The following is a 23,549-nucleotide window of genomic DNA, read 5'->3' on the forward strand; positions in this document are numbered from 1 at the left end:
GATCAGTTGCCGCTGCCGGGAAGCGGTGCTGCCGCCGTCGGCACGCTCTTCTGGAACACGGTCAGGAGCTTGGCCGAATCCACCAGCGGCGCGTTGCTGGCATAGAGCACGTCGCCCTTCTGCATCTGGAAGAGCTGCATGAGCGCAATGCTGGAAGCATCGCGCATATTGACGTGATAAATCACCGGCCGCATGGTCGTGGCCGTCGCGACCGGGCCTTTCGCGCCCGATGCGGTTGCCGACGGCACCTGAATGATCTCGTTGCGGAAGACATAGACATTGCGCGCGTCCGCACGGTCATCCAGCAATCCGCCGGCGCGGCCGACGGCCTGTGCCAGGGTGAGTTTTCCGGCTTCGAACTGGAATTCGCCGGCGCTCTTGAAAGCGCCGAGCGCGGTGTAGCTCGCCGCATCGCCATCGATCATGATCTGATCGTCCGGCGACAGGCGGATATTCTGGCGGTCCTCCCGCATGACGCGGTCAAGCGGCGCGCTCGCCCTGTGCGAGCCGCGAACGACGGTAACCGTGGCAGCGCCCGGAGCGACGGTCGGGCCACCGGCCTGATTGAGCGCATCGAGCACCCGCTCCTGACGGGCGGTGAGCGTTATTTTTCCGGGGTTTTTCACCGCACCGCTCAGCATGACGGCGCTCGTCGGCTTGTCGACGACGGTGACGACGGCCTGCGGGTTCACGGCCGATCCCTTGAGCCCGGCAACGACCTGCGATTGCAGCCCCTCGGGCGTCGAATCCACCACCCTCTGCTTGCCGACGAAGGGGATATTCACCGATCCGCTCTGGTCCACCGTAAAGCGTCCGAGATTGAGCGTCTTGCTTTGCGTCGGGGAGAAAAGCCCGTCTTCGCCGGTATCCAGCACGGTGATGTCGATCACGTCGCCGCGACGCAATCTCTGGGCGTTGTAACCGGTGTTGCGAAGCGCTGTAAGGCCGGGGCCGGAGGCATTCTGCAGGCTTCCGGCGGAAACCGTGGCCGCCGGTGCATTCGCCAGCTCGATGACGGGGATTTTTTCGTTGGTTCGAGGGAAAGTCGCAGATCGGATATTGCCTGCGGTCGGTCCGTCAGATGGCTTTGCACATGCGCTCAAAAGAGCCACCAGCAAAACCGCCCCCAACTTTTTCATCCCTCATCCCCTTGATGATTCAACCTGACGCAGAGATAACATCCAGACACGTCATCGCAACAACTTTAGCGGTTGCAATTTAGCGAAAACTTGTCTTCCGGAGAAAAGGTGTGACCATTCCGCAACCTTTTCGGAACCGCCTGCCGCAAACCCCAACAATACACCGATGAGAAATCACCGGTCCTCATGGACTGGCGCCGGCCAGCGACATTCAATGGAACGGTTTTGCGGGGGAGGAGTTTGTTTTCTGCAAACCAAGACAGGAGGAAGAACAATGGATCACACCAATCACGTACGCCTGGCTGAAACCGAACTGACGCCGTCCGTTCTTGAAGGCGCCACCGTTTATGGTGCAGACGATCACAAGGTCGGCAAGGTCGATCATGTCCACGGCGTCGGGGCGGGCAGCACCGCCATCATCGATGTCGGCGGCTTTCTTGGTATCGGCGCAAAGCCGGTCGCAGTACCGCTCAGCGATCTTGATTTCATGCGGGATGAGGACGGCGATGTCCACGCGGTCACTTCATGGACCAAGGACCAGCTGAAAGAAATGCCCGAGCATCGTCATTAACAGCATTGTCATTCATTAGGAGGAGCGCCCGGCTGTTTGCCGGGCGTTCTTTTATTTTCGGGCAGGCGTTTGCGCGTCAGACCTCCCCCCGCGCAGATCAAACGGCGAGGAAACCGCCATCGACCGGCAACACGGCTCCGGAAATCATGCGGCTGTCATCCGAAAGGAGCAGCGCGATGCTCTGAGCCACCTCTTCCGCTTCGGCGAACCGATTGAGCGGATGGCGAACCATCATCGGCTGGCTTTTCGCCGGATCGTTCCATGCTTCTGCGGCCAGTTCGGTGAGGGTGATGGTGGGCGCAACCGCGTTGACGCGGATGCCGTGCGGGCCAAGCTCCTTGGCAAGAACGCGGGTTGCCCCTTCCAGCCCGGCCTTGGACGCCGCGTAGCAGAGGTGATCCTGAAAACCGCGGTGACCGGCGATGGAAGTGATGTTGACGATGGCGCCGCCGCCCCCCTTCGCAACGCGGGCGCGGGCAAATTCCTGACATGCGACCAAAGCCGCGCGCAGGTTGATGCCGAGAACGGCTTCATAACCCGCATCGCTCATATCCAGCACGCTTTCGAGCACGTTGATGCCGGCGCTGTTGATCAGGAAATCGCAAGAGCCCGCTTCCTTCATGGCGGCGCGGGTGGCGGCGACATCGGCAAGATCGACGCGGATCGAACGGCCGCCGATTTCGCTTTTCAGGCTGTCGAGATCGGACTGGGTGCGGCTGATCGCCACCACTTCCGCACCGCGCGCGGCCATCAGCTGCGCGCAGGCGCGGCCGATGCCCTTTCCTGCGCCGGTGATGATGACGGATTTTCCGGAAAACTGCATGGAATCCTCTTTATTTTGCGGCCGATACAGCCGGATGATCTAAACTTTTGACAGCGCTCAGGAATGGCTGGCAGAACGAATGGCGCGCGCGGCATTTTGCAGCGCCAGAAACGCGTCGTAACGCGCCTGATGAACCTTCTGAAAATCTGGATCTGGCGCAGCACAGCTGTCGATACGCGACATCGCGGGCATGGCGACCATCAGGTCCCGATAGGTTCCGGCGGCGACGGCGCCCAGCATGGCCGAGCCGAGAAGCACCGGCTCTTCGCATTCAGTCAGTTCCACGGGAAGCCCCGTCGCGTCCGCCAGCAGCTGCCGGGCAAGCGGATGCGCACCCGCCCCGCCGCTGACGCTGATGGTTTCCACCGGCGCACCATTGCGGGCCTGCGTTTCGATGATCTGGCGAAGTCCATAACCGAGGCCGAGAAGGCCGGCCACATAAAGCGCCACGAGGGAATCCACACCCGTCTCCATGCCGTAACCGGCGATGACGGCGCGTGCATGGGGATCGGCAAACGGCGCGCGGTTACCGAGAAATTCGGGCACCACGTGAAAATCCTCGGCGATCTTTGCGGCAGCGGAAGCGGATGCGGCAAGATTGAGCGCCTGGTCAGCGAGCCATACCGGCAAGGCTTTGCCTTCCTTGTCGGCAAGCGCCTTCGCCTCTGCGTAGGCCGGGTGCAGTTGGACGAGATAATCGATGGCCGCACCGGCAGCGGACTGGCCGCCTTCATTCAGCCATGCGCCAGGAACCATCGCCGAATAATAGGGTCCCCAGACGCCGGGCACGAAGGCGGGTTCGGTGGTGGTCGTCATCGTGCAGGACGAAGTGCCGAAAACATAACCAAGGCATCGAGACGCATCGCCGCCCGCGGCCACCGTGCCGGCGCCGCCGGCATGGGCGTCGATCAGACCTGCCGCAACCGCAGTGCCCGCAACCAGACCCATGGCTTTTGCAGCGTCTTCCGTCAAACCGTTACCCAGCGCCGTGCCGGGATGGACGACGCGTTGACCGATGCGGCGAAAGCCCTGTTCGGCGAGATCGCCAAGCCCGATGCGGGTGAAATATTCCGCATCCCAATGGTTCTCATGGGCCAGATAAGTCCATTTGCAGGTCACCGTGCAGGCGGAGCGATCAAGCGCGCCCGAAGCTTTCCACGTCAGAAAGTCCGTGAGGTCGAAGAAGTGCTCTGCCCGGGCATAGATGTCCGGCCTGTTTTCGCTGAGCCACAGCAGTTTCGGCGTCTGCATTTCCGGGGAAATACGGCCGCCGACATATTTCAGCACGGCGTGTTCACCGGCATTGATGCGCTCCGCCTGTTCGACGGCGCGGTGATCCATCCAGACGATGATGTCGCGCTCGGGATGATCGAGCGCGCCAACCGGCAGGGTCTCATCTTCCGGTCCACGCACCACCAGCGAGCAGGTGGCATCGAAACCGATGCCGGCGACCTCGGCGGGATCGATGCCGGAGCGGGAAACGCTTTCCCGAACGCTGTCGCAAACGGCCTGCCATACTTCGCCGCTCGATTGTTCGGCAATGCCGCCATCCTCGCGATGCATGCCGATCGGGCGTTTGGCGGTGGCGAGAAGCTTGCCCGCGACATCGAAGACACCGGCGCGCGCCGAGCCGGTCCCGACATCGACGCCAATCAGATAGGAAGCCATTTGCGATACTCCTCGGAGCGGATCATCCGGTGCTTGAACAGGGTTGAGCGGCGAGACCGTTTCCGGTTTTCCCGCCGCTCCGGAGATTTTTAAACGCGGTCGAAGTTGGTCGGCAAGACCAGCATGTCGCGGATGGTGACCGTGCGCTTGCGCGTCAGCATGTAGACGACGGCATCGGCCACTTCGCTTGCATCGATGAGGCTGCCGGATTCCTTGGCCTTGCGGAGGTTTTCCTCCGGCCAGTCGGCCAGCAGTGCGGAAACGACAGGGCCGGGGGAGACCTGCGCAACGCGCACGCCGTGCGGGATCATCTGGCGGCGCATGCCCTGCACGAAGCTGGTGATCGCCCATTTCGAGCCGGAATAGACCGGCTCCCAATAAGTCGGGAAGTGGCCGGCAATCGAGCAGGTAACGATGATGTCGCCGGTCTTGCGCTCCGACATGTGGGGTACGACGGCATGGACGTTCTTCATGACGGCGTTGACGTTGAGATTGAGCATCTTGTCGATGGCTTCCGGCGTCGTCTCGGTGAGATCGCCGCCGATATAGGTGCCGGCGTTGCAATAGAGAATGTCGATATGATCGACCTTCTTGAGGATCTCGGGGATCATCGCGTTGCAGCTGTCGGCATCCAGCAGATTGGTGACCTGGGGGATGGCGCGGTCGCCGAGCTTGGCGACCAGATCATTCAAGGCTTTCTCATTCCAGTCGACCATGACCACGGTTGCGCCCTGTTCCAGCAGAGCTTCCGTTGTGGCAAGCCCGATGCCGGATGCGGCGCCGGTGATGACCGCAATCTTGCCTTGCAGCGATTCAGACATTTAATTCTCCTGCGTTTATGAAGATATTTCCGGGCCGGCTTAGCGCCATTCGCGCCCGATATAGATGGCCAGCAGGATGATGCCGCCCTTGATGACATCCTGCAGATAGGGGTTGATGCCCATCAGGTTGAGGCCGTTGTTCAGAATGCCCAGCAGCACCGCGCCGATGAGCGTACCAAGAATGAGACCTCTGCCGCCGGCAATCGCCGTGCCGCCAAGAACGACGGCAGCGATGGCATCAAGTTCGAAGCCGACACCGGCATTGGGCTGTCCGCTCATCAGGCGGCCGGTGAGGATGAGCGCGGCGAAAGCGGCCGTCACACCCGAAATGCCATAGACGGCGAGCTTGACGCGCTGCGTCTTCACGCCCGAAAGACGGGCCGCCAACTCGTTTCCGCCGAGAGCATAGACATGGCGGCCAAAAGCCGTGCGCTGCAACAGCACCCAGGCGATGGCATAGATCACCACCATGATGACGACCGGCACCGGAACGACACCGATACGGCCGACGCCGAACCAGGAAATCCAACTCGGAATGCCGCTGACGGGGTAGCCACCGGAATAGATAAGGCCGAGGCCACGCGCCATGCCCATGGTGGCGAGCGTGACAATGATCGCCGGCATCTTGCCCCAGGCGACGAGCGCCCCGTTGAAGATGCCGATGCCGAGACCGATGAACAGGCCGGCCGGCAGGGCAATTGCAGGCGAGAGGCCGGTATTCACCATCAGGCCAGCGGACAACGTTCCGATCAGCGCCATGACCGCGCCGACCGACAGGTCGATGCCGCCGGTGAGGATGACGAAGGTCATGCCGACGGCCAGAATGCCGACGACAGAAACCTGCCGCAGCACGTTCATGATGTTGTTGAGGCTGAAGAAATTGTCGCTCGCGAGCCCCATCAGGATCGATACGACAATCAGGCCCGCCAGAGGCAGGGCAAGCGGCGAACGCAGCATGGCGCTGAGACTAAAACCGCCCGTTTTCGCGGCAACGCCGGTGTTTGCATCAAGCGACATGTTCAACTCTCCCGGTGGTGGCGTTTGTCATTATTGTTTCTGAATTGATGTCTTCGCCCTCGACAGTGGCGACGATGCCGCCGGAACGGAAGACGCAGACCCTGTCGGACATGCCGATGACTTCCGGCAGTTCCGAGGAGATCATGATGATCGAATGGCCCCTGGCGGCGAATTCCCGCATCAGCGCATAGATTTCCGCCTTAGCGCCGACATCGATGCCGCGTGTCGGCTCGTCGAAGATCAGCACGCGCATGTCATGGTTCAGCCAGCGGGCGATGACGATCTTCTGCTGGTTGCCGCCCGATAGCGTGTTGACGCGCGCATAAGGCCCCTGCGCCTTGACCTGCACCTGCGCCATGGCCTTCGTCGTGTGTTCCAGTTCCTTTTTGAGATCGAGGAACCAGTGGGCCTTGCGGTATTTGCGGTAATTGTTGAGCGAAATATTCTGCAGAATAGAGAAGCTGGTAATCAACCCCTCCTCCTTGCGGCTTTCCGGCAGCAAGCCGATGCCCCGCATAAGCGCTTCATCAGGGCCGGAAAAACGCGTGTCCACGCCATCAACCCTGATCTTGCGGCGCGAGGCGGAATGCGCGCCGAGCATGGCGAGAACCGTTTCCGTGCGGCCCGAGCCGACAAGTCCGGCAAAGCCGAGAATTTCGCCCTTGCGCAGCGCAAAACGCGACACCGGGCCGCCCTTCTTCAATTGCAGCTCTTCCACCTCGATCACCTTTGCGGCGGAAGGATCGAGCTGTGGCTTCGGCGGGAAACTGGCTTCGATGCGCCGGCCGACCATCATCTCGACCAGACGGTCATTGTCGACCTCCGACGTCAGGCAGGAACCGATCAACTCGCCATCGCGCAGAACGGTGATGCGGTCGCAAATCTCGAATATTTCTTCGAGGTGATGCGAAATGAAGATGATCGCCACGCCCTGACGCCGCAGCTCGCGCATGACCTTGAACAGGTGTTCCGTCTCGGAGGGGGTGAGCGTCGCCGTCGGCTCATCGAGAACGAGAATGCGCGCATCCAGCGACAGCGCCTTGGCGATTTCGACGAATTGCTGCTGGGCAACGGAGAGACGATGCACCGGCACGTCGAGCGGCACATCCACGGCCAGACGGCTCATGATCTCGGTCGCGCGCTTGCGCATGGCGCCCTTGTTCAAAAGGCGCAGCGGCCCGCGGATTTCGCGGGCAAGGAACATGTTTTCAACGGCGTTGAGATAGGGGATCAGGCTGAATTCCTGAAACACGATGCCGACGCCGGCGGCAATCGCCTCGTCGTAATTGGCGAAGCGGCGATCCTTGCCGTCAATGCGGATCGTTCCCTCCGATGGCTGCAAAATGCCGCACAGGATTTTCATCAGCGTCGACTTGCCAGCGCCGTTTTCTCCCAGAAGCGCATGCACCTCACCGGCGCGCGCCTCAAGGTCGACGCCGCGCAGGACTTCGATCTTGCCAAAGCTTTTTCTTATTCCATTCAGTTCCAGCATTTCACCCTCCTCAATGGTCGGGATTTAACCCCGCCCCCATACTAGATGGGGACGGGGCCTGGGAGGAGTTCTTACCAGCTGAACTCGCCGGCGTTCTTGCTGTCGACGACCATAACATCGATCGGGACTTCCTTCGGCACGACGCGAGCGCCCCACTTCTGGGCGAGCGCCATGGCAAGGCCAACGCGAACCTGGTCACGCGGGAACTGCGCGGTGGTTTCGATGAAAGGACCACCCTCGGCAATTGCCTTCACAGCTTCCGGAGCACCGTCTACCGAGGTCAGCTTGATGTCCTTGCCGGAACCCTGGATCGCAGCCAGAGCGCCCATCGCACCGCCGTCATTCACCGAGAAGATACCCGCGAGGTTCGGACGCGACTGGATCATGTTTTCAACGACGCCGAGAGCAACGGAGCGGTCCTGACGGCCGTTCTGCGTATCGACCAGCTTGATGTCGGCGAATTCGGCGAGAGCTGCCTTGCAGCCTTCGACACGCTGCAGGATCGGAACGACCGGAATGCCGTCGAGAATGGCGACTTCACCCTTGCCGCCGAGCGCGTCACCGAGATGCTTGCACGACTTGTAACCCGCGTCACGGTTCTTCGAGCCCACGAAGGTGTCGACCGGGCCGTTGGCATTGGCGTCAACAGCAACGACGATTACGCCGGCAGCCTTGGCAGCGTGAACGGCGGCTTCGATGCCAGCGCTGTCGGTGGGGTTCAGAAGCAGGATGTCGATCTTCTGCTGCAGCATGTCTTCGACGTCGGAAATCTGCTTTGCCACATCGTGGCCGGCATCAGTCACGACAACGTCGGCGCCGATGCTTGCGGCGGCTTCTTTCAGCGCTTCCTGCATCGACACGAAATAGGGGTTGTTCAGCTCCTGGAAGGTCATGCCGATCTTCAGCTTTTCCTGCGCCAGCGCCGGAGCGGCCATCATTGCAATTGCGGCTGTCGCCATCAGAAACTTGGACTTCATTTTCATCTCACTCTTCCTCCCGGTTGGAAAATTGGGGCAACAAGACCCCGTTTCCGGACAGCCCTCTGCCCGAATTCTTAGAAACTGGCGATGTGTCGCTGGTTTAATCCGCCATGACCGCTGCCTTCTGGGCTGCGAATATCGTGCGGAACCTCGACGGCGACATTCCCTTCAATTTGAGGAAATGCCGGTTGAAATTGGAAAGGTTGGAGAAGCCAACATCGTAGCAGACCTCCGCCACCTTGACCTCCTGATCCGCCAGCAGCATCTGGCAGGCAAGATCGATGCGTAACTGATTGCGATACCGCACCAGCGTCGTTCCCGTGTGACGCTTGAAGGCGCGGGAAAAGGCGCTCTGGCTCTGGCCCACCATGTCGGCGAGGTCGATTTCCTCGACCTGCTCGGTCAGATGCTGGCGCAGATGCGACAGCGCGCGGTTGATGCCGCTGTCGCCGATGCCGGTAAGGTCCAGCTCGTAGCTCAGGCTTGCAAGCACCTCGGAAGACGGCGCGTTGACCAGCAGATCGAGAATTTCCCAGAAAAGCGCGAGCCGCGTCAGCCCCTGCGCCTCGATCAGCCGAAGGATCAGCGGACGAACGCGATCGCTTGTCTCATCGTCGAACAGAATGCCGCGGCGGCTGCGGTCCAGCAGCGCACGCACCACCTCCATCTCGGACATGGAGGCGCAGGCATCCTCGATAAAAGCCTCGGGAAACTGGATCACGAGAGAGCGTGTCGGCACGATCTCGTCCGGCTCGATCTCGCTGATCCAGTTCTGGGGGAGATTGGGACCGGTCATGATGAGCTGACCGGGGCCGAAACGGCCGACGAAATCACCGATATAAAACGTGCCTGAGGTGGCGACGACCAGATGGATTTCGTATTCGGGATGATAATGCCAGCGCACGGTGCGGAACGGATAGCCATGCCGCCAGGCGGCGAAGGATTCGCCCTTGCGGATGTGCACCAGTTCCAGATCGGGCTGCATCATAGTTCCTCCCATCAGTCGCGTCCGCCGTATTTGCGGACAGGAGCCATTTCCTCTTTATGGCTCGTCCCAGGCGTTGATGAGGAGCATATGGCGGGCGGCTGCGGTACATCCACATCACGCCGAAGAAATTGCCGATACTTTTTTGACTCTTTTTTGTCGAAAATTGAAGAGTCGTCCGAAAGGGCTGACCATAAACGCGGCGATGAGGCCGATTTTTCCGCTCAATTTGGCGTGATGCGCTCAAACAATGCGCAACAGGAAGCGATTTTCGTTGAAATTTTGAGGTGTAGCCTGCCGGATGCCGGCAGGCTACACTCATACTTTTCCGCAACGTCTTTGCCGCTCAATCATCAGCGGCTGGCTTCGTTACTGCGGCATCACGATCTGCAGTTTCACATCCGTTTCCCGTGCTTCAACCGCACGGTCGAAACCGGCAATGCTGTCTTCAAAGGGAATGGTCGCGGAAATCAACGGCTTCAGGTCGACCTTACCGGAGGCGATGAGCGCAACTGCCCGGTCGTAAACATTGGCATAACGGAAAACCGTTTCGACCCGCAGTTCCTTGGCCTGCAGGCCGACAATATCGACCGGAACCGGATCGACGGGCATGCCGACCAGCACGATCGCGCCGCCCGGCCGCGCCAACTTTGCCATGCCGAGCACGGCGGGTGCTGCGCCCGAGCATTCGAAGACGATATCGCAGCCCCAGCCGTCGGTCGCCGCCGAGACGGCCTCGGCGAGATTGCGTTCGCGTATGTTGACGGTTTCGATGCCATCATATGCACCGATGATATCGAGCTTCGGCTGGGCGAGATCGGCAACGATGACCTTGGCGCAACCGCCGGCAAGCGCCGCCAGCGCTACCATCATGCCGATCGGACCTGCCCCCGTGACGACAGCGATATCGCCCGGCTGGATACGTGCCCGGAGCGCCGCCTGCATGCCGATGGCGAAGGGTTCGACCATGGCGCCTTCGGCAAAAGACACGTTGTCGGGCAGCTTGTAAGTGAAGGCGGCGGGATGAATGACCTCAGGCGTCAGGCAGCCATGGATGGGCGGCGTCGCCCAGAAGCGGACAGCCGGATCGACATTGTAGATGCCGAGCTTGGAGGCGCGCGATGCGGGATCGGGAATGCCGGGCTCCATGCAGACGCGGTCGCCCACCTTCAGATGCGTCACCTCGTCGCCGGTTTCGATCACCGTTCCGGACGCTTCATGGCCGAGCACCATCGGCGCGTTGACGACGAAATGACCGATCTTGCCATGGGTGTAATAATGGACATCCGAGCCGCAGATACCGACCGTGTGGGTGCGGATGCGCACATCCCTGGGCCCGAGTTCACCGGATCCTGCTCCACCCGGAATGTCAAAATCCCTGAGCGAGAGCTTGCCTTTTTCTTCCAGCACCAGTGCCTTCATCTCATCCTCCGTGGTTTGCGATACGTCTGGCAGCGAATTCAGTGAGCGTGATGGCGTGCAACCCCGGCAAAAGTAAACAGAAATCGGTCGGATCGGCCGGTTTTTCTTCGCTCCGGAAAAACTGTATCGGACAGCCCGCGATTTCTCATCATCCGCCGCGCGACACGATCCTTAAGAGGCAGGAAAACCGGCATGATTCGTCCGCCCATTTCGCGATCATCGCGTGCTTGAAAGCCTCTGGGACCGGTAAACCCGCTCGCTCACATTTTTTCGCCGGGCAACACGCTTGCCTGCCTCACCCACTCCACGAACTGGGCTTCATCGAACGCATCCTCGCGGATATCGAGGTAACGGACTTTCGGATGTTTGGAAGTGCCGGGCGGCAAGGGCTGCAAGGATGCGCCGTTAAGGAAGGTCACCTTGATATATTTCGTGAAGCAGTGAAGGCTGAGGAACCAGATGTCGTCCTCCATGCCGTAAAAGGGCGAATTCCACTTCACAGCCTTGCGCACACCGGGCACGACACCTTCGATCAGCCGGTCGATACGGCCACCGACCGCGCTCTTCCAGCCCGGCATGGCGGCGATATAGGCCTGAACCGGCGCGTCGCCATATCCTTTTGCAATCTGGGGATTGCCGCCCGAAAGAAGCTTCGGCGTCGCAACCGATGGCTCGCTTCCGGAGACTTTGTCTGACTTCTTGCCGACCATCGCCTTGGCCTCATGGGTGTCACAACAAGTGCTACCAATAACATGATCTGTGTCTATTCCAGATCTTTCTACACATTTTCCGTGATGATCGCCCAGCCGACCCGGAATAACAGATCGGCAGCTGTGCGGGTCAGTCTTTCCTGACCCGCAATCCCTCCAGAAAGGTCCGGAAACTGCCGACAGCCCGTTTCGAGGTCGTTTCCGGGTCGTCGGAATTGGCTATCCATTGGGCGGCGCTGCTGCTCGCCGCATTGATGAAGCGGGCGCATGCCTCCGGATCAATGTCGCCGATGGTGCCTTCTTCCCGGAGCGCATCCAGGCTTCGGGCGACAGCCGAGATACAGCCATTGGCATTGGGCCAGCGCGACGGATCGCCGAGCACGGCCGGCCCGTCACGAAACATGATCCGCTGGATTTCCGGTTCGAGAGCCATGCGCACATAACCGACATTCTCCTCGACGAAACCCTCCCACCGGGTCGCGGCCCTTGAGGAGATGTCGCAGAGCCTCTTTGTCATCTCCGCATCGATCTCGGCCACAACCGCCAGCAACAGGCCTTTCTTGTCACCGAAGTGGTGATAGAGCGCGCCACGGGTGAGACCGGCTTCAGCGGTGAAGTCGTCCATCGACGCTTCCGCATAACCGATGCTGCCGAAGGCCTTGCGGCCGGCAGCCAGAAGCTTCGCCCGCGTCTCGGCAATCATTTCACTGCGAGGTTTGCGCATTTCTTCTCCTTTTTTCACATACGACGCGTATATTAGTTGACATACGCGTCGTATGCAATTATCTCATTCACATACGCCACGTATGTATGTGGTGGACACCCTTAGAACAAGGTGCATCCCGATGTCTAATCCATACAGAGAAATTTTCCGGGCTCCAGGCGCAAAAGGCTTTTCCGCCGCCGGTTTCTTCGCCCGGCTTCCCATTGCCATGGCCCCGATCGGCATCGTTGCCATGCTTTCCCAGACTCATGGCGAATATTGGCTGGCCGGCGCCGTCTCGGCAACCTTCGCGTTGACCAATGCCGCCCTCTCCCCGCAAATCTCCCGTCTGGTGGACCGAAAGGGACAGAGCAAGGTCCTCATCCCCGCCACCATCGTCTCGGTCATCGCCTTTGCGGCGCTGATTATCGCGACAAATCAGAGATGGCCCGCCTGGACGCTGTTTCTTTCCGCCTTCCTCGCCGCCGCCATGCCGAGCATTCCCGCCATGATGCGCGCCCGCTGGACGGAAATCTTCCGCGACCGGCCGGAGCTGAACACCGCCTTCGCCTTTGAATCCGCCGCTGACGAACTTGTCTACATCTCCGGCGCGTCGCTTTCCGTTGGCCTTGCGGTTTCGCTCTTTCCGGAAGCGGGCATGATGATCAGCACCACCTTCCTGGCGCTCGGCACCTTTGCTTTCCTCCTGCAACGCTCGACCGAGCCCAAGGTGCGACCGGTTGAAAGCGGCCGCCGGCAGCGTTCGGCCATCTTCCTGCGCCCGGTCCAGATCATCACGCTTGCGCTGATCTTTGTCGGCTCGACTTTCGCCACGGCCGAGGTGAGCGCCGTCGCAATCACCAAGGCGCTTGGCCAGCCGGAAGCCGCCAGCCTCGTCATCGGCGTCTATGCCATCGGCTCCTTCGTGGTCGGCCTCATTCTCGGCGCGCTCAACCCCAAAATGCCACTGCAACGGCAATTGCTGATCGCCGTCAGCGTGCTTGCACTCACCGCCCTGCCGCTGCTTGTCGCCAACACCTCGGTAGCACTTCTCGCTTTCGCCGTTTTCCTCAGCGGCGTTGCAATCTCGCCGATTTTCATCACCTCGTTCGGCCTGATAGAACGCCGCGTGCCGGAATCGATGCTGACGGAAGGCGTGACCTGGGTGATGACCGGCATCGGTATCGGCATGGCGCTCGGCGCCTTCGTCTCCGGCTGGGTGATCGACAATTTCGGCCCGGATAACGGTTTCTGGGTGTCCGTCGCCGCAAGCCTTTCGACAGTCGCCATCATCGCGCTCAGCCAGCGCAGCCTCTCCGGAGATCGCGGACGGTCCGGCCCGGTAGCTGCAATGCAGCAGCCCGCGGAGTAAGAACAGAGGATCAAGGTCATCCCGGGCGAGAAGCCGCTCGGGATAAACCCGAATTTTCATGGGCTGGAATTGCGCGTTCAGCCCATGCGTTCGGACACATGTTCTCCGGGAGACGCGGGAAAGACGACCGTCCTGTTTCCGTTCAGAAAGACCCGGTGATGAATATGGGCGTGGATGGCCCGTGCGAGCACCTGGCTTTCCACATCCCGGCCGAGGCTGACATAATCCATCGCACTCTGGGCATGGGTCACGCGGATCGTGTCCTGCTCGATGATCGGCCCTTCATCGAGATCGGCGGTGACGTAGTGGGCGGTCGCGCCGATCAGCCGCACGCCGCGCTCATAGGCCTGTTTATAGGGATTGGCGCCCTTGAAAGACGGCAGGAAGGAGTGGTGGATGTTGATGATACGGCCAGACATTTCCTGACACAGCCGGTCCGACAGGACCTGCATGTAGCGCGCCAGCACCACGAGCTCCGCTCCGGTATCCTGCACCACCTGCAGGATCGCGGCTTCCGCCTCGGGCTTCGTTTCCGGCGTGACACGAATGTGGTGAAAGGGAATATCCTCGTTCACCACCTGCTTCTGGTAATCCAGATGATTGGAGATCACGGCGACGATCTCGACCGGCAGCGCACCGATGCGGGAGCGATAGAGCAGATCGTTCAGGCAATGGCCGAAGCGCGAGACCATGATCACGACCTTCGTCTTTCGCGAAAGGTCATGAATATCGTAATCCATATCGAAATCGGCCGCGACGGAACCGAACCCGTCAAGCAGTGCATCGCGTCCCGATCCCTGTTCGGAAACGAAGCTCAGCCGCATGAAGAAGCGGCCGGTCTCCTGGTCGGTGAATTGCGAACTGTCGTTGATGTTGCAGCCGGACCGGGCAAGATAACCGGAGACGGCGGCGACGATGCCGCTGCGCGCCGGACACGCGACTTTCATGATATAGGTGGTCAAATCCTGCTCCCCTGGGTCTTTGCCGCGCCGACGGATCGCCCGCGCTTTTGCGCCGATTGCCGATGAACCGCCGGCCGTGGCCAGGACGGCGATTGAGACTTGCCGAAGCCCGGCAGGGCCGCTTACGAACCGTAGATCGGGAAGGCGTCGCAAAGCGCTGCGACCTGCGCCCGCACGTCGGCCTCGATTGCGGCGTCACCCTCGGCATTCGCCGCCAGCGCATCGATGACACGCAGGATCAGCGCACCGATCTGTTCGAATTCGGCGACGCCAAAGCCGCGCGTGGTGCCGGCGGAGCTGCCGAGCCGGACACCCGAGGTGACGAAGGGCTTTTCCGGATCGTTGGGAATGGCGTTCTTGTTGCAGGTGAGTCCCGCCCGCTCCAGCGCGATTTCGGCGATCTTGCCGGTCACGCCTTTCGGGCGCAGATCGACCAGCACCATATGGCTGTCGGTTCCGCCAGAGACGATCCCCAGACCACCCTTCGTCAGCACGGCGGAAAGCGCCTGCGCATTGGCGATGACCTGACCGGCGTAATCCGCAAAGTCCGGGCGCAGCGCCTCGCCGAAAGCCACGGCCTTGGCGGCGATGACATGCATCAGCGGACCGCCCTGATTGCCGGGGAAGACCGCCGAATTGAGCTTTTTGGAGAGATCGACATCGTTGGTGAGGATAACGCCGCCGCGCGGACCGCGCAGGGTCTTGTGGGTGGTGGAGGTGACCACATGGGCGTGCGGCACGGGGTTCGGATATTTGCCGCCGGCGATCAGCCCGGCATAATGGGCCATGTCCACCATCAGATAAGCGCCGACTTCGTCGGCTATTCTGCGGAAGCCGGCGAAATCGATCTGGCGCGGATAGGCCGATGCGCCCGCCACGATCAGCTTCGGTTTCGTCTGCAGCGCCCGTGCCCGCACCTTCTCCATATCGATCAGATGGGTTTCGGCGTCGACCTCATAGGAGACGACATCGAACCATTTGCCGGACATGGTGACCGGCGAACCGTGCGTCAGGTGGCCGCCATGGGCCAGCGAAAGCCCCATGATCCGGTCGCCGGGCTGAAGCAGCGCCAGAAACACCGCCTGATTGGCCTGCGCGCCGGAATGCGGCTGCACATTGGCGAATTTCGCGCCGAAGAGCTGCTTCAGCCGGTCGATGGCGACCGCCTCAACCTTATCGACGAATTCGCAGCCACCGTAATAACGCTTGCCGGGATATCCTTCGGCATATTTGTTAGTCAGCACAGAGCCTTGCGCCGCCAGAACATCGGCGGAAACGATGTTTTCCGAAGCGATCAGCTCGATCTGCGTCTTCTGGCGATCGAGTTCTTCGGCGATGGCGTCGGCGATCACCGTGTCCGAAACGGTATTATGCGACAGTCGGTTGAGCATTGTTTTATTCTCCCAGATCAGGCGATGTCCGCCGCAAGTTCCTTGCAGCCGGTTTCAAGCAGATGGCCAAGATGCGACACGAAACTGTTCCAGATATCCATGCGGAAACGGTTTTCCGCATCGCGCCAGAGCACCACGCTGACGCCGTCGAAAATCGTCCGGCGTCCCTCGCCGACGGCAATCGTCTCGATGTCGCGGGCGCAGCCCAGCGTCAGCAATTCGGCAGCCTGCGGACCTTCGATCAGGAGCGTCGCTTCTCGTCCGGAAATATCGACGAGACTATGCGGATGGCTGGCGTAAACGCCTGCGCAGGCGGCAATCAGCCTGTCGACCGCGCTGACAGGTGCAAGCACGGTCCATTCGTCGGGGCCAAGGCGCAGGACCTCGATGTCGCCTGAAGCGGCGCGGAGGCCGATCCGGTCCGGCAGGGTAAGGCCAAGGGCGGCGTTGAGCGGGGCGAGATCGCCGCGCGCCCGCAGCGACAGCCGCGCCTGCGCGGCCAGAATGCTGACCCGCACTGCTTTGCTCTCGGCCAGCGTGCCGGGAACGGGGGAGGAAACGCGCATGTTCATTGTCATCTCCTAGAGCATTTCCAGTAAAGGCGAATTCGCCTTTATGTCCGGAAAATGCGCAAAAACAAAGAGTTATGGCATATCTGGCGAACTTGTGTTCGCCGGATATGCGCTAGTCAAATCTTCAGGCGGGTATTTTCAGGATCGACGAAGACCATCCCGGTGATTTTCGCGGCAATGGTGCGATCCAGCATCGGAATGTAGACGGTCTCGCCCATCCGATCATGGCCGCCCTCAACCAGAGCCAGCGCAATCGGCTGGCCTGCGGCATCCGAGTGATAGGACGAGGTGACGTGACCCACCATTTTCATCGGGATCGGCTGTTTCGCATCGAAGACGATCTGCGCGCCCTCTTCCAGCTTGGAGCGGTCTTCGGTCAGAAGACCGACGAGGTGGCGGCGACCCTTGGCGACGAGATCGGGGCGGGCAAGGCCGCGCTTGCCGACGAAATCCGGCTTGTTCTTGCCCACGGCCCAGCCCATCGCCGCATCATAGGGCGTAACGGTGCCATCGGTGTCCTGGCCGACGATGATGTAACCCTTTTCGGCGCGCAGCACATGCATGGTTTCCGTGCCGTAAGGCGCGATGCCATATTGCTGGCCGGCCTCCCACAGGATTTCCCAGAGCTTGCGGCCGAGCGGCGCCGGCACATTGACCTCGAAGCCGATCTCCCCTGTGAAGCTGACGCGGAACAGCCGCGCCGGCATGCCGGCCACGGTGCATTCCACGCAGGACATATGCGGGAAAGCCTCTTCCGTCAGTTCGATGCCTTCCACCAGCGGCGCGAGCAGCTTCGCCGCGTTCGGGCCGTTCAGCGCAATGGTCGACCACTGTTCGGTGGTCGAGGTCAGCCAGACATTGAGATCGGGCCATTCGGTCTGGAGGTAATCCTCCATCACGTTCAGGACGCGGGCGGCGCCGCCGGTTGTGGTGGTGACATGGAAACGGTCCTCGGTCATGCGGCCGATGACGCCGTCATCGCGGATGAAGCCGTCATCGCCGAGCAGCAGGCCATAACGGCAACGGCCGGCAGCAAGCTTCGTCCAGGGATTGGTATACATGCGGTTCATGAACTCGACCGCATCGGGACCGACAACCTCGATCTTGCCGAGCGTCGAGGCATCGAAAATGCCAACGCTCTGGCGCACCGCCCGGCATTCACGGCTGACCGCCGCATCCATGTCTTCGCCCGGCTTCGGGAAATACCAGGCGCGACGCCATTGCCCGACCGGCTCATAGACAGCACCGTGCTCCTCAGCCCAACCGTCGATCTGCGTCTTGCGCGTCACTTCGAAATGCGCACCGCGGTGATAACCCGCAAAAGCGCCGAAGGTCGTTGGTGTATAGGGCGGACGGAAGGTGGTCAGCCCCACCTGCGGCTGGCGCTTGCCCAGCGCTTCTGCTGCGATGTTGAGACCGTTGATGTTGGACATCTTGCCCTGATCGGTCGCCATGCCGTTGGTGGTGTAGCGCTTGACATGTTCGATGGAGCGCATGCCCTCACGCACGGCAAGCCGCAGATCCTTGGCGGTCACGTCATTCTGGTAATCCACGAAAGCCTTGGCCTTGCCGGCATCGCGGTCGCTCGGCAGTTCCGTGTGCGAGACGCCGCTGCCGGTACGATCATGTTCCACCGCATGGCTGGAACTATTGGCGGCCTTGCCGAGTGCGGCGGCGACTTCGCAACCCCGTTCCGCACCGTCCTTCAGCGCCGCCTCGATGCCCCACAGCCCTCGCCCGGCCCCGGCAATCACGCAATCCTCGTTAGTGAGGGCAGGAAGGAACGTAGTCCGTTCATCATCCCATGCGATCTTGCCCTGCGTATGGGAAAAGAGATGTAGCGACGGCGTCCAGCCGCCCGACATCAGCAGCGCGTCGCAGGCAATTTCCTGTCCCGCACCGACCGACGCGCCATTAACCGCATTGACCCGGACAGACTTGACCCGCAGCCGGCCCGAGGTCGCCGTGACCGTGTGCGACAGCTTGACCGGAATGCCGAGCGCGCGCGCTTCGTTCACCAGTTCCTCGCGCACCTTGGCGCGGGTATCGACAATGGCCTGAACACGCGCGCCCGCGCCATGAAGATCGAAGGCCGCATACCAGGCGCTGTCATGGCTCGTCACCACCACCGGCCGGTTGCCGACCTTGACGCCGTAACGGTTGAGATAGGTCTGGGCAGCCCCCGCCAGCATCACGCCCGGACGGTCGTTGCCGTGGAAGACCAGCGGCTTTTCCAGCGCGCCCTGCGCCAGCACCACCTGGCGCGCCCGAACGCGCCACAGGCGTTCGCGCGGCGTATCCTTCGGCACGGTTTCCAGATGGTCGGTCAGCTTTTCGCAGAGGCCGAGCATGTTCTGATGGTAATAGGCAATCGCCGTCGTGCGGGTCATGACCCTGACGCCGCGCTCCTTCAGCGCCTTCAACTCATCCGCCAGCCAGTTCCATGCGGGCTTGCCGTCGATCTTCGCCTGCGGTTCGGACAGAAGCGTGCCGCCGGCTTCGGCATTTTCATCGACCAGCACGACCCTGAGGCCATCGACCGCCGCCGCACGCGCCGCCGCAAGACCGGCAGGACCGGCGCCGACGATCAGCACATCGCAATGCAGGTTGCGCGAGGCATAAGTGTCGGGATCTTGCTCCGTCGGCGAAACGCCGAGACCCGCAGCCGCGCGGATGAAGGGCTCATAGACCTTGTTCCAGAAGCTCTTCGGCCACATGAAGGTCTTGTAGTAGAAGCCCGCCGAAAACAGCATATAGGCCATGTCGTTGACCGCGCCGATATCGAATTTCAGGCTCGGATATTTGTTCTGCGAGGTGGTTTCCAGCCCGTTCCAGATTTCCTGCACCGTGGCGCGGGTGTTCGGCTCGAAACGTCCGGCGCTGCGGCGGGTGCCGATCAGCGCATTCGGCTCCTCGGAACCCGCCGCCACCGGGCCGCGCGGGCGGTGGTATTTGAACGAGCGGCCCATCAGATGCACGCCATTGGCGAGAAGTGCTGACGCGACCGTATCGCCCTTCACACCGCGATAGGTCTTGCCGTCGAAGGTGAAGCTCATGGAGCGGGCGGCATCCACACGGCCACGGCCGGAAACGCGATAGGAGTTCATTTCGACACCTCGGAACTGGCTGGTGCACGGGTCAGGGAAGAAAGTTCTGGACGCGGCTCGCCCGCCCGATAGGTCGTGAGGAAACGGTCACTCACCGTGTCGCGTACGGCGTTGAAGAAGCGCCCGCAGCCATGCAGGTGCCGCCAGCGCTCGAAATGCGGGCCTTTTACGTTTTCGCGGATGAACAGGAATTCTTCCCATTGTTCATCGGTCTGCGACGAGGGATCGGCGGCGCGGGTAATATGGGCCTGTCCGGCATAGGTGAATTCGGCCTCGGGCAGGGTTTCCTTGCAGTAGGGGCAGCGGATCAGCAGCATGGTTCTTGTCCTCAGTGCGCCACGGCGGCGGCGGCGGCCTCGTCGATCAGGCGGCCGGAGCGGAAACGTTCCAGCGTGAAGGGCGCGTTGATCGGGTGCGGTTCGTTTTTGGCGATGGTCCAGGCGAAGGTATGGGCAGCGCCTGGCGTGGCCTTGAAACCGCCGGTGCCCCAACCGCAATTCACATAGAGGCCGGCCACCGGCGTCTTGCCGAGAATGGCCGAGCGATCCGGCGTCACATCAACGATGCCGCCCCATTTGCGCAGCATCCGCATGCGGTTGAAGATCGGGAAGATTTCAACGATGGCGGCGATCGTATGTTCGATCAGCGGCAGGCCGCCGCGCTGCGAATAGGATGTATATTGGTCCGTACCCGAACCGATCACCAGCTCGCCCTTGTCGGACTGGCTGATATAGGCGTGAACCGCGTTCGACATGACCACGCAGGGGAAGACCGGCTTGATCGGCTCCGACACCAACGCCTGCAACGGATAGCTTTCGAGCGGCAGGCGCACGCCGGCCGTGTCCATGACGACCGAGGTGTGGCCGGCGGCGGAAACCGCGACCTTCTTCGCCTTGATGAAGCCCCTTGCCGTCTCGACGCCCGCGACCGAGCCATCGGCGTTGCGGCGAATGGCCGTGACCGGGCAGTTCTGGATGATATCGACACCGCGGGCGGCAGCCCCGCGCGCATAACCCCAGGCGACAGCATCATGGCGGGCCGTGCCGGCCCGTTCCTGAAGCGCGCCGCCCATGACGGGATAGCGGGCATTCGGCGCGATGCTGAGCGGCGGGCAATATTCCTTGCATTCTTTCGGGGTGAGCCAGCGATTATCCACGCCGTTTAGACGGTTGGAATGGATATGACGCTTGAAGCTCTGCACGTCGTGGACGTTATGCGCCAGCATCAGCACGCCGCGCCTTGAATACATGACGTTGTAATTCAGCTCCTGACTCAAATTCTCCCACAGATCGACGGCGTGATCGTAAAGACGGGCGCTCTCGTCATAGAGATAGTTCGAGCGGATGATCGTGGTGTTGCGGCCGGTATTGCCGCCGCCGAGCCAGCCCTTGTCGATGACGGCGACATTGGTGATGCCGTGCTGGCTGGCCAGATAATAGGCAGCGCCCAGACCGTGACCGCCGGCGCCGACGATCACCACGTCATATTCGGCTTTGGGCTGACTGTCGGGCCATTGCTCGTCCCAGTTCTTGTGGCCGGTCAGGGCATTCCGCAAAAGATTGAAGGCATTAAAACGCGTCATGAGCGGACCCGATGGTTGGAAAATCTCGTGTCGTAAAAGCTAGGAGCATTTGGCGCGCTCCGGCTGGACAATCGCGTCTGTTTGCATGAATATTTGCGTCATGACCTCACACCGCGCCAGAAAACGCCTCAGCGTCGCCTTCCTGCTTGCCGACCGCTTCACGCTGTCGGCCTTCGCGAATTTCGTCGATGTGCTGCGCCTTGCGGCCGATGAGGCGGACCGTTCGCGGCCTATCCTTTGCGAATGGTCGGTGCTTTCGGCAACCATGAGCAGCGTGCAATCGAGCTGCGGCGTGAAGGTGCAGCCGGATACGCGGCTGATGGACGCCGGGCATTACGACTATATCGTCGTTGTCGGCGGTTTGATCAGCGATCACAGCGCCCTGCCATCGGAGGCTTTGCGCTTCCTGAAAGAACGGGCGGCGGCCGGCGTTCCCATCGTGGGGCTGTGCACCGGGGTTTTCATCCTGCACGAAGCGGGCCTGCTCGACGGTTATCGTTGCTGCGTGAGCTGGTTCCACCACCAGGATTTTCTCGACCGTTTCGATACCGTCCAGATGATCTCCGACCAGATTTTCGTCATCGACCGCGACCGGCTGACCTGTTCCGGCGGCCACGGCGCCGCGCATCTGGCAGCCTTCCTCGTCGAGCGTCATGTCGGCCAGTCCGCCGCCATCAAGAGCCTCAACATCATGATGATCGACAGTGCGCTGAGCGGTGAAAAGCCTCAACCTGGCCAGCAGAGCGCGCGCAAGGCCAACGATCCCCTCGTCAAAAAAGCAATCCTGCGGATGCAGCAGAATATCGAGGTTCCGAAAACCGTGCTGGAACTGGCGAATGATCTCGGCCTTGGCCGCCGCAGCCTCGAACGGCGTTTCCTGAACGACCTCAGCGCCACGCCTTCCAAGGTCTATCTCGAACTACGGCTGGATCGCGCTTTGTCGCTGCTGCGCACGACGCGTGACACCATCACCCAGATTGCGCTCGCCACCGGTTTTTGCGATGCGCCGCACCTTTCCCGCACGCTACGAGCCGAGCGCGGTTTCACCCCCAGCGAATATCGCAAGACTCAGGCCGGCCACGTCGCAACCGAGGAGGAATTCGCCGTCGGCGTGCTGCTTCCACAATCCTGAAAATCTTGCCTCTGTTCTAGGAACCCGCACCCATGAAGGTCACCCGGGTAAGAGCCGTATAGCTGGATTCCGAGGCCATCAGGGCGGCGAAGACGAGTACGAGGACCGGCGGAAGCAGGATGACGTAGACCAGGACCAACCGTTCCCAGGCCAAATGCATGAAAATCGCCATGATCAGCCCTGCCTTCAGGATCATGAACAGGATGATCAAGGACCATCTCGGATAGCTCTGAATGCCCAGATAATCGACCATATAGGAGAAGGCGCTGAGGACGAAAAGCAGTCCCCAGACCACCATGTAAAGTCTTATCGGATGCTGCTGTCCCTGTTGTGACTGTTGCTGTGCCATGATGCCATCCTTACTCACCACAGATAGAAGAATGCGAAGATAAAGACCCACACCAGATCCACGAAGTGCCAGTAAAGCCCCGTTATCTCGACGATCTCGTATTGCCCCTTGCGGCTGGTGAAGAACCCCCGCCTTTCCTCATCGAAATCTCCCCGCCACACCTTGCGCGCGACGATGAGAAGAAACAACACGCCGATGGAAACATGGGTGCCGTGAAAACCCGTGATCATGAAGAAAGCGGAACCGAACTGCGCTGCACCCCACGGGTTTTCCCAGGGGCGAACGCCCTCTGCGATCAGCTTGCTCCATTCGAATGCCTGCATTCCCACGAATGTCGCGCCAAGCGCTGCCGTCGCCACCATCAGCGCGGCGGTTTTGCGACGGTCGCGGCGATATGCGAAGTTGACGGCCATGGCCATCGTGCCGCTGCTGCTGATGAGAACAAAGGTCATGATGGCAATCAGGATCAGCGGGATGTGCCTGCCGGCAATCGTGAGCGCGAAAACCTCACTCGGATTGGGCCAGGCGACGGTGGTGGACATGCGTGCGGTCATGTAGGCCAAAAGAAAACAGCCGAAAATGAAGATATCGCTCAGGATGAATATCCACATCATCGCCTTGCCCCAGGAGACGTTCTTGAACGCCCGCTGGTCCGATGACAGATCGGCGGCGATGCCGCGCAGTCCCGCCGGCCGCAGATGCGGATCACTTACCGGTCTTTCCTCCATGGATGCGGCCATGATCGACACTC

The 23,549-nt window shown here is 61.1% G+C and carries 22 protein-coding genes; 3 read left to right on the forward strand and 19 right to left on the reverse strand.

Features of this window, described 5'->3' with window-relative positions; translation table 11 throughout:
• Positions 1–2: 2 nt before the first annotated feature.
• The gene (locus ACQZ5K_RS23605; protein WP_020812312.1) at positions 3–1,139 is read right to left on the reverse strand and encodes a polysaccharide biosynthesis/export family protein; all 1,137 of its coding nucleotides are present in this window, start codon (positions 1,137–1,139) and stop codon (positions 3–5) included.
• A 274-nt stretch (positions 1,140–1,413) separates the two neighbouring features.
• On the opposite strand from ACQZ5K_RS23605, the gene ACQZ5K_RS23610 reads away from it, so the two are divergent.
• Entirely contained in the window at positions 1,414–1,710 is a 297-nt protein-coding gene (locus ACQZ5K_RS23610; protein ID WP_137005451.1) for a PRC-barrel domain-containing protein, read from the forward strand.
• A gap of 97 nt (positions 1,711–1,807) precedes the next feature.
• On the opposite strand, the gene ACQZ5K_RS23615 is transcribed toward ACQZ5K_RS23610, so the two are convergent.
• From ACQZ5K_RS23615 to ACQZ5K_RS23660, 10 genes are all read right to left on the reverse strand, one after another.
• A complete protein-coding gene (locus tag ACQZ5K_RS23615; RefSeq protein WP_448741605.1) occupies positions 1,808–2,533 on the reverse strand; it encodes an SDR family oxidoreductase in 726 nt (241 codons plus the stop codon).
• A gap of 57 nt (positions 2,534–2,590) precedes the next feature.
• On the reverse strand, positions 2,591–4,201 hold the full coding sequence (locus tag ACQZ5K_RS23620; RefSeq protein WP_448741606.1) for an FGGY-family carbohydrate kinase: 1,611 nt from the start codon (positions 4,199–4,201) through the stop codon (positions 2,591–2,593).
• An 89-nt stretch (positions 4,202–4,290) separates the two neighbouring features.
• On the reverse strand, positions 4,291–5,022 hold the full coding sequence (locus tag ACQZ5K_RS23625) for an SDR family oxidoreductase (protein WP_004438213.1): 732 nt from the start codon (positions 5,020–5,022) through the stop codon (positions 4,291–4,293).
• Between the two features lie 39 nt (positions 5,023–5,061).
• A complete protein-coding gene (locus ACQZ5K_RS23630) occupies positions 5,062–6,039 on the reverse strand; it encodes an ABC transporter permease (RefSeq protein WP_004438211.1) in 978 nt (325 codons plus the stop codon).
• Entirely contained in the window at positions 6,029–7,531 is a 1,503-nt protein-coding gene (locus ACQZ5K_RS23635; RefSeq protein ID WP_448741607.1) for a sugar ABC transporter ATP-binding protein, read from the reverse strand. Before ACQZ5K_RS23635 ends, ACQZ5K_RS23630 begins: the two co-directional genes overlap by 11 nt.
• Before the next feature lie 71 nt (positions 7,532–7,602).
• A complete protein-coding gene (locus ACQZ5K_RS23640; protein ID WP_080820364.1) occupies positions 7,603–8,514 on the reverse strand; it encodes an ABC transporter substrate-binding protein in 912 nt (303 codons plus the stop codon).
• A 97-nt stretch (positions 8,515–8,611) separates the two neighbouring features.
• Positions 8,612–9,496: an AraC family transcriptional regulator gene (locus ACQZ5K_RS23645; protein ID WP_080858199.1), complete on the reverse strand. Its 885-nt coding sequence runs from the start codon at positions 9,494–9,496 to the stop codon at positions 8,612–8,614.
• Between the two features lie 369 nt (positions 9,497–9,865).
• On the reverse strand, positions 9,866–10,918 hold the full coding sequence (locus ACQZ5K_RS23650; RefSeq protein ID WP_137005446.1) for an NAD(P)-dependent alcohol dehydrogenase: 1,053 nt from the start codon (positions 10,916–10,918) through the stop codon (positions 9,866–9,868).
• A gap of 260 nt (positions 10,919–11,178) precedes the next feature.
• Positions 11,179–11,628, reverse strand: a complete 450-nt coding sequence (locus ACQZ5K_RS23655) for a DUF1801 domain-containing protein (RefSeq protein ID WP_137005445.1) — start codon at positions 11,626–11,628, stop codon at positions 11,179–11,181.
• A gap of 130 nt (positions 11,629–11,758) precedes the next feature.
• Entirely contained in the window at positions 11,759–12,352 is a 594-nt protein-coding gene (locus ACQZ5K_RS23660) for a TetR/AcrR family transcriptional regulator (RefSeq protein WP_020812322.1), read from the reverse strand.
• A 121-nt stretch (positions 12,353–12,473) separates the two neighbouring features.
• Here ACQZ5K_RS23660 and ACQZ5K_RS23665 point away from each other — a divergent pair, with 121 nt between their 5' ends.
• Positions 12,474–13,703: an MFS transporter gene (locus ACQZ5K_RS23665; RefSeq protein ID WP_448741608.1), complete on the forward strand. Its 1,230-nt coding sequence runs from the start codon at positions 12,474–12,476 to the stop codon at positions 13,701–13,703.
• A 77-nt stretch (positions 13,704–13,780) separates the two neighbouring features.
• Here the strand turns inward: ACQZ5K_RS23665 and purU are convergent, their stop codons facing one another.
• The 6 genes from purU to ACQZ5K_RS23695 all read right to left on the reverse strand — a co-directional run bounded on the left by purU (position 13,781) and on the right by ACQZ5K_RS23695 (position 21,317).
• Positions 13,781–14,665: a formyltetrahydrofolate deformylase gene (purU, locus tag ACQZ5K_RS23670; RefSeq protein WP_448741609.1), complete on the reverse strand. Its 885-nt coding sequence runs from the start codon at positions 14,663–14,665 to the stop codon at positions 13,781–13,783.
• Between the two features lie 122 nt (positions 14,666–14,787).
• On the reverse strand, positions 14,788–16,056 hold the full coding sequence (gene glyA / locus ACQZ5K_RS23675) for a serine hydroxymethyltransferase (protein ID WP_448741610.1): 1,269 nt from the start codon (positions 16,054–16,056) through the stop codon (positions 14,788–14,790).
• A 17-nt stretch (positions 16,057–16,073) separates the two neighbouring features.
• Positions 16,074–16,628 (reverse strand): sarcosine oxidase subunit gamma, encoded by a 555-nt coding sequence (locus ACQZ5K_RS23680; protein ID WP_175422197.1) that lies wholly within the window; start codon positions 16,626–16,628, stop codon positions 16,074–16,076.
• 116 nt (positions 16,629–16,744) lie between these two features.
• Positions 16,745–19,735, reverse strand: coding sequence for a sarcosine oxidase subunit alpha (locus tag ACQZ5K_RS23685; protein WP_448741611.1), 2,991 nt, complete (start codon positions 19,733–19,735; stop codon positions 16,745–16,747).
• On the reverse strand, positions 19,732–20,052 hold the full coding sequence (locus ACQZ5K_RS23690; protein ID WP_080820334.1) for a sarcosine oxidase subunit delta: 321 nt from the start codon (positions 20,050–20,052) through the stop codon (positions 19,732–19,734). Before ACQZ5K_RS23690 ends, ACQZ5K_RS23685 begins: the two co-directional genes overlap by 4 nt.
• An 11-nt stretch (positions 20,053–20,063) precedes the next feature.
• On the reverse strand, positions 20,064–21,317 hold the full coding sequence (locus ACQZ5K_RS23695; RefSeq protein ID WP_448741612.1) for a sarcosine oxidase subunit beta family protein: 1,254 nt from the start codon (positions 21,315–21,317) through the stop codon (positions 20,064–20,066).
• Between the two features lie 85 nt (positions 21,318–21,402).
• Here ACQZ5K_RS23695 and ACQZ5K_RS23700 point away from each other — a divergent pair, with 85 nt between their 5' ends.
• Positions 21,403–22,449: a GlxA family transcriptional regulator gene (locus tag ACQZ5K_RS23700; RefSeq protein WP_448741613.1), complete on the forward strand. Its 1,047-nt coding sequence runs from the start codon at positions 21,403–21,405 to the stop codon at positions 22,447–22,449.
• A gap of 16 nt (positions 22,450–22,465) precedes the next feature.
• Here the strand turns inward: ACQZ5K_RS23700 and ACQZ5K_RS23705 are convergent, their stop codons facing one another.
• The gene (locus ACQZ5K_RS23705; protein WP_448741614.1) at positions 22,466–22,798 is read right to left on the reverse strand and encodes a cytochrome C oxidase subunit IV family protein; all 333 of its coding nucleotides are present in this window, start codon (positions 22,796–22,798) and stop codon (positions 22,466–22,468) included.
• A 14-nt stretch (positions 22,799–22,812) separates the two neighbouring features.
• Entirely contained in the window at positions 22,813–23,538 is a 726-nt protein-coding gene (locus tag ACQZ5K_RS23710) for a heme-copper oxidase subunit III family protein (RefSeq protein ID WP_448741615.1), read from the reverse strand.
• Between the last annotated feature and the right edge of the window lie 11 nt (positions 23,539–23,549).

It is taken from the genome of Agrobacterium sp. 22-226-1, assembly GCF_053522345.1.

What these genes read in the sequence shown, in the direction of transcription:
- ACQZ5K_RS23685 (WP_448741611.1), bottom strand. Translation starts at nt 19,735, where the DNA reads ATGAACTCCTATCGCGTTTCCGGCCGTGGCCGTGTGGATGCCGCCCGC.
- ACQZ5K_RS23700 (WP_448741613.1), top strand. Translation starts at nt 21,403, where the DNA reads ATGAATATTTGCGTCATGACCTCACACCGCGCCAGAAAACGCCTCAGC.
- ACQZ5K_RS23705 (WP_448741614.1), bottom strand. Translation starts at nt 22,798, where the DNA reads ATGGCACAGCAACAGTCACAACAGGGACAGCAGCATCCGATAAGACTT.
- ACQZ5K_RS23620 (WP_448741606.1), bottom strand. Translation starts at nt 4,201, where the DNA reads ATGGCTTCCTATCTGATTGGCGTCGATGTCGGGACCGGCTCGGCGCGC.
- ACQZ5K_RS23630 (WP_004438211.1), bottom strand. Translation starts at nt 6,039, where the DNA reads ATGTCGCTTGATGCAAACACCGGCGTTGCCGCGAAAACGGGCGGTTTT.
- ACQZ5K_RS23650 (WP_137005446.1), bottom strand. Translation starts at nt 10,918, where the DNA reads ATGAAGGCACTGGTGCTGGAAGAAAAAGGCAAGCTCTCGCTCAGGGAT.
- ACQZ5K_RS23610 (WP_137005451.1), top strand. Translation starts at nt 1,414, where the DNA reads ATGGATCACACCAATCACGTACGCCTGGCTGAAACCGAACTGACGCCG.
- ACQZ5K_RS23635 (WP_448741607.1), bottom strand. Translation starts at nt 7,531, where the DNA reads ATGCTGGAACTGAATGGAATAAGAAAAAGCTTTGGCAAGATCGAAGTC.
- ACQZ5K_RS23625 (WP_004438213.1), bottom strand. Translation starts at nt 5,022, where the DNA reads ATGTCTGAATCGCTGCAAGGCAAGATTGCGGTCATCACCGGCGCCGCA.
- ACQZ5K_RS23665 (WP_448741608.1), top strand. Translation starts at nt 12,474, where the DNA reads ATGTCTAATCCATACAGAGAAATTTTCCGGGCTCCAGGCGCAAAAGGC.
- glyA (WP_448741610.1), bottom strand. Translation starts at nt 16,056, where the DNA reads ATGCTCAACCGACTGTCGCATAATACCGTTTCGGACACGGTGATCGCC.
- ACQZ5K_RS23695 (WP_448741612.1), bottom strand. Translation starts at nt 21,317, where the DNA reads ATGACGCGTTTTAATGCCTTCAATCTTTTGCGGAATGCCCTGACCGGC.
- ACQZ5K_RS23640 (WP_080820364.1), bottom strand. Translation starts at nt 8,514, where the DNA reads ATGAAAATGAAGTCCAAGTTTCTGATGGCGACAGCCGCAATTGCAATG.
- ACQZ5K_RS23680 (WP_175422197.1), bottom strand. Translation starts at nt 16,628, where the DNA reads ATGAACATGCGCGTTTCCTCCCCCGTTCCCGGCACGCTGGCCGAGAGC.
- ACQZ5K_RS23615 (WP_448741605.1), bottom strand. Translation starts at nt 2,533, where the DNA reads ATGCAGTTTTCCGGAAAATCCGTCATCATCACCGGCGCAGGAAAGGGC.
- ACQZ5K_RS23710 (WP_448741615.1), bottom strand. Translation starts at nt 23,538, where the DNA reads ATGGCCGCATCCATGGAGGAAAGACCGGTAAGTGATCCGCATCTGCGG.
- ACQZ5K_RS23660 (WP_020812322.1), bottom strand. Translation starts at nt 12,352, where the DNA reads ATGCGCAAACCTCGCAGTGAAATGATTGCCGAGACGCGGGCGAAGCTT.
- ACQZ5K_RS23605 (WP_020812312.1), bottom strand. Translation starts at nt 1,139, where the DNA reads ATGAAAAAGTTGGGGGCGGTTTTGCTGGTGGCTCTTTTGAGCGCATGT.
- ACQZ5K_RS23655 (WP_137005445.1), bottom strand. Translation starts at nt 11,628, where the DNA reads ATGGTCGGCAAGAAGTCAGACAAAGTCTCCGGAAGCGAGCCATCGGTT.
- ACQZ5K_RS23690 (WP_080820334.1), bottom strand. Translation starts at nt 20,052, where the DNA reads ATGCTGCTGATCCGCTGCCCCTACTGCAAGGAAACCCTGCCCGAGGCC.
- ACQZ5K_RS23645 (WP_080858199.1), bottom strand. Translation starts at nt 9,496, where the DNA reads ATGCAGCCCGATCTGGAACTGGTGCACATCCGCAAGGGCGAATCCTTC.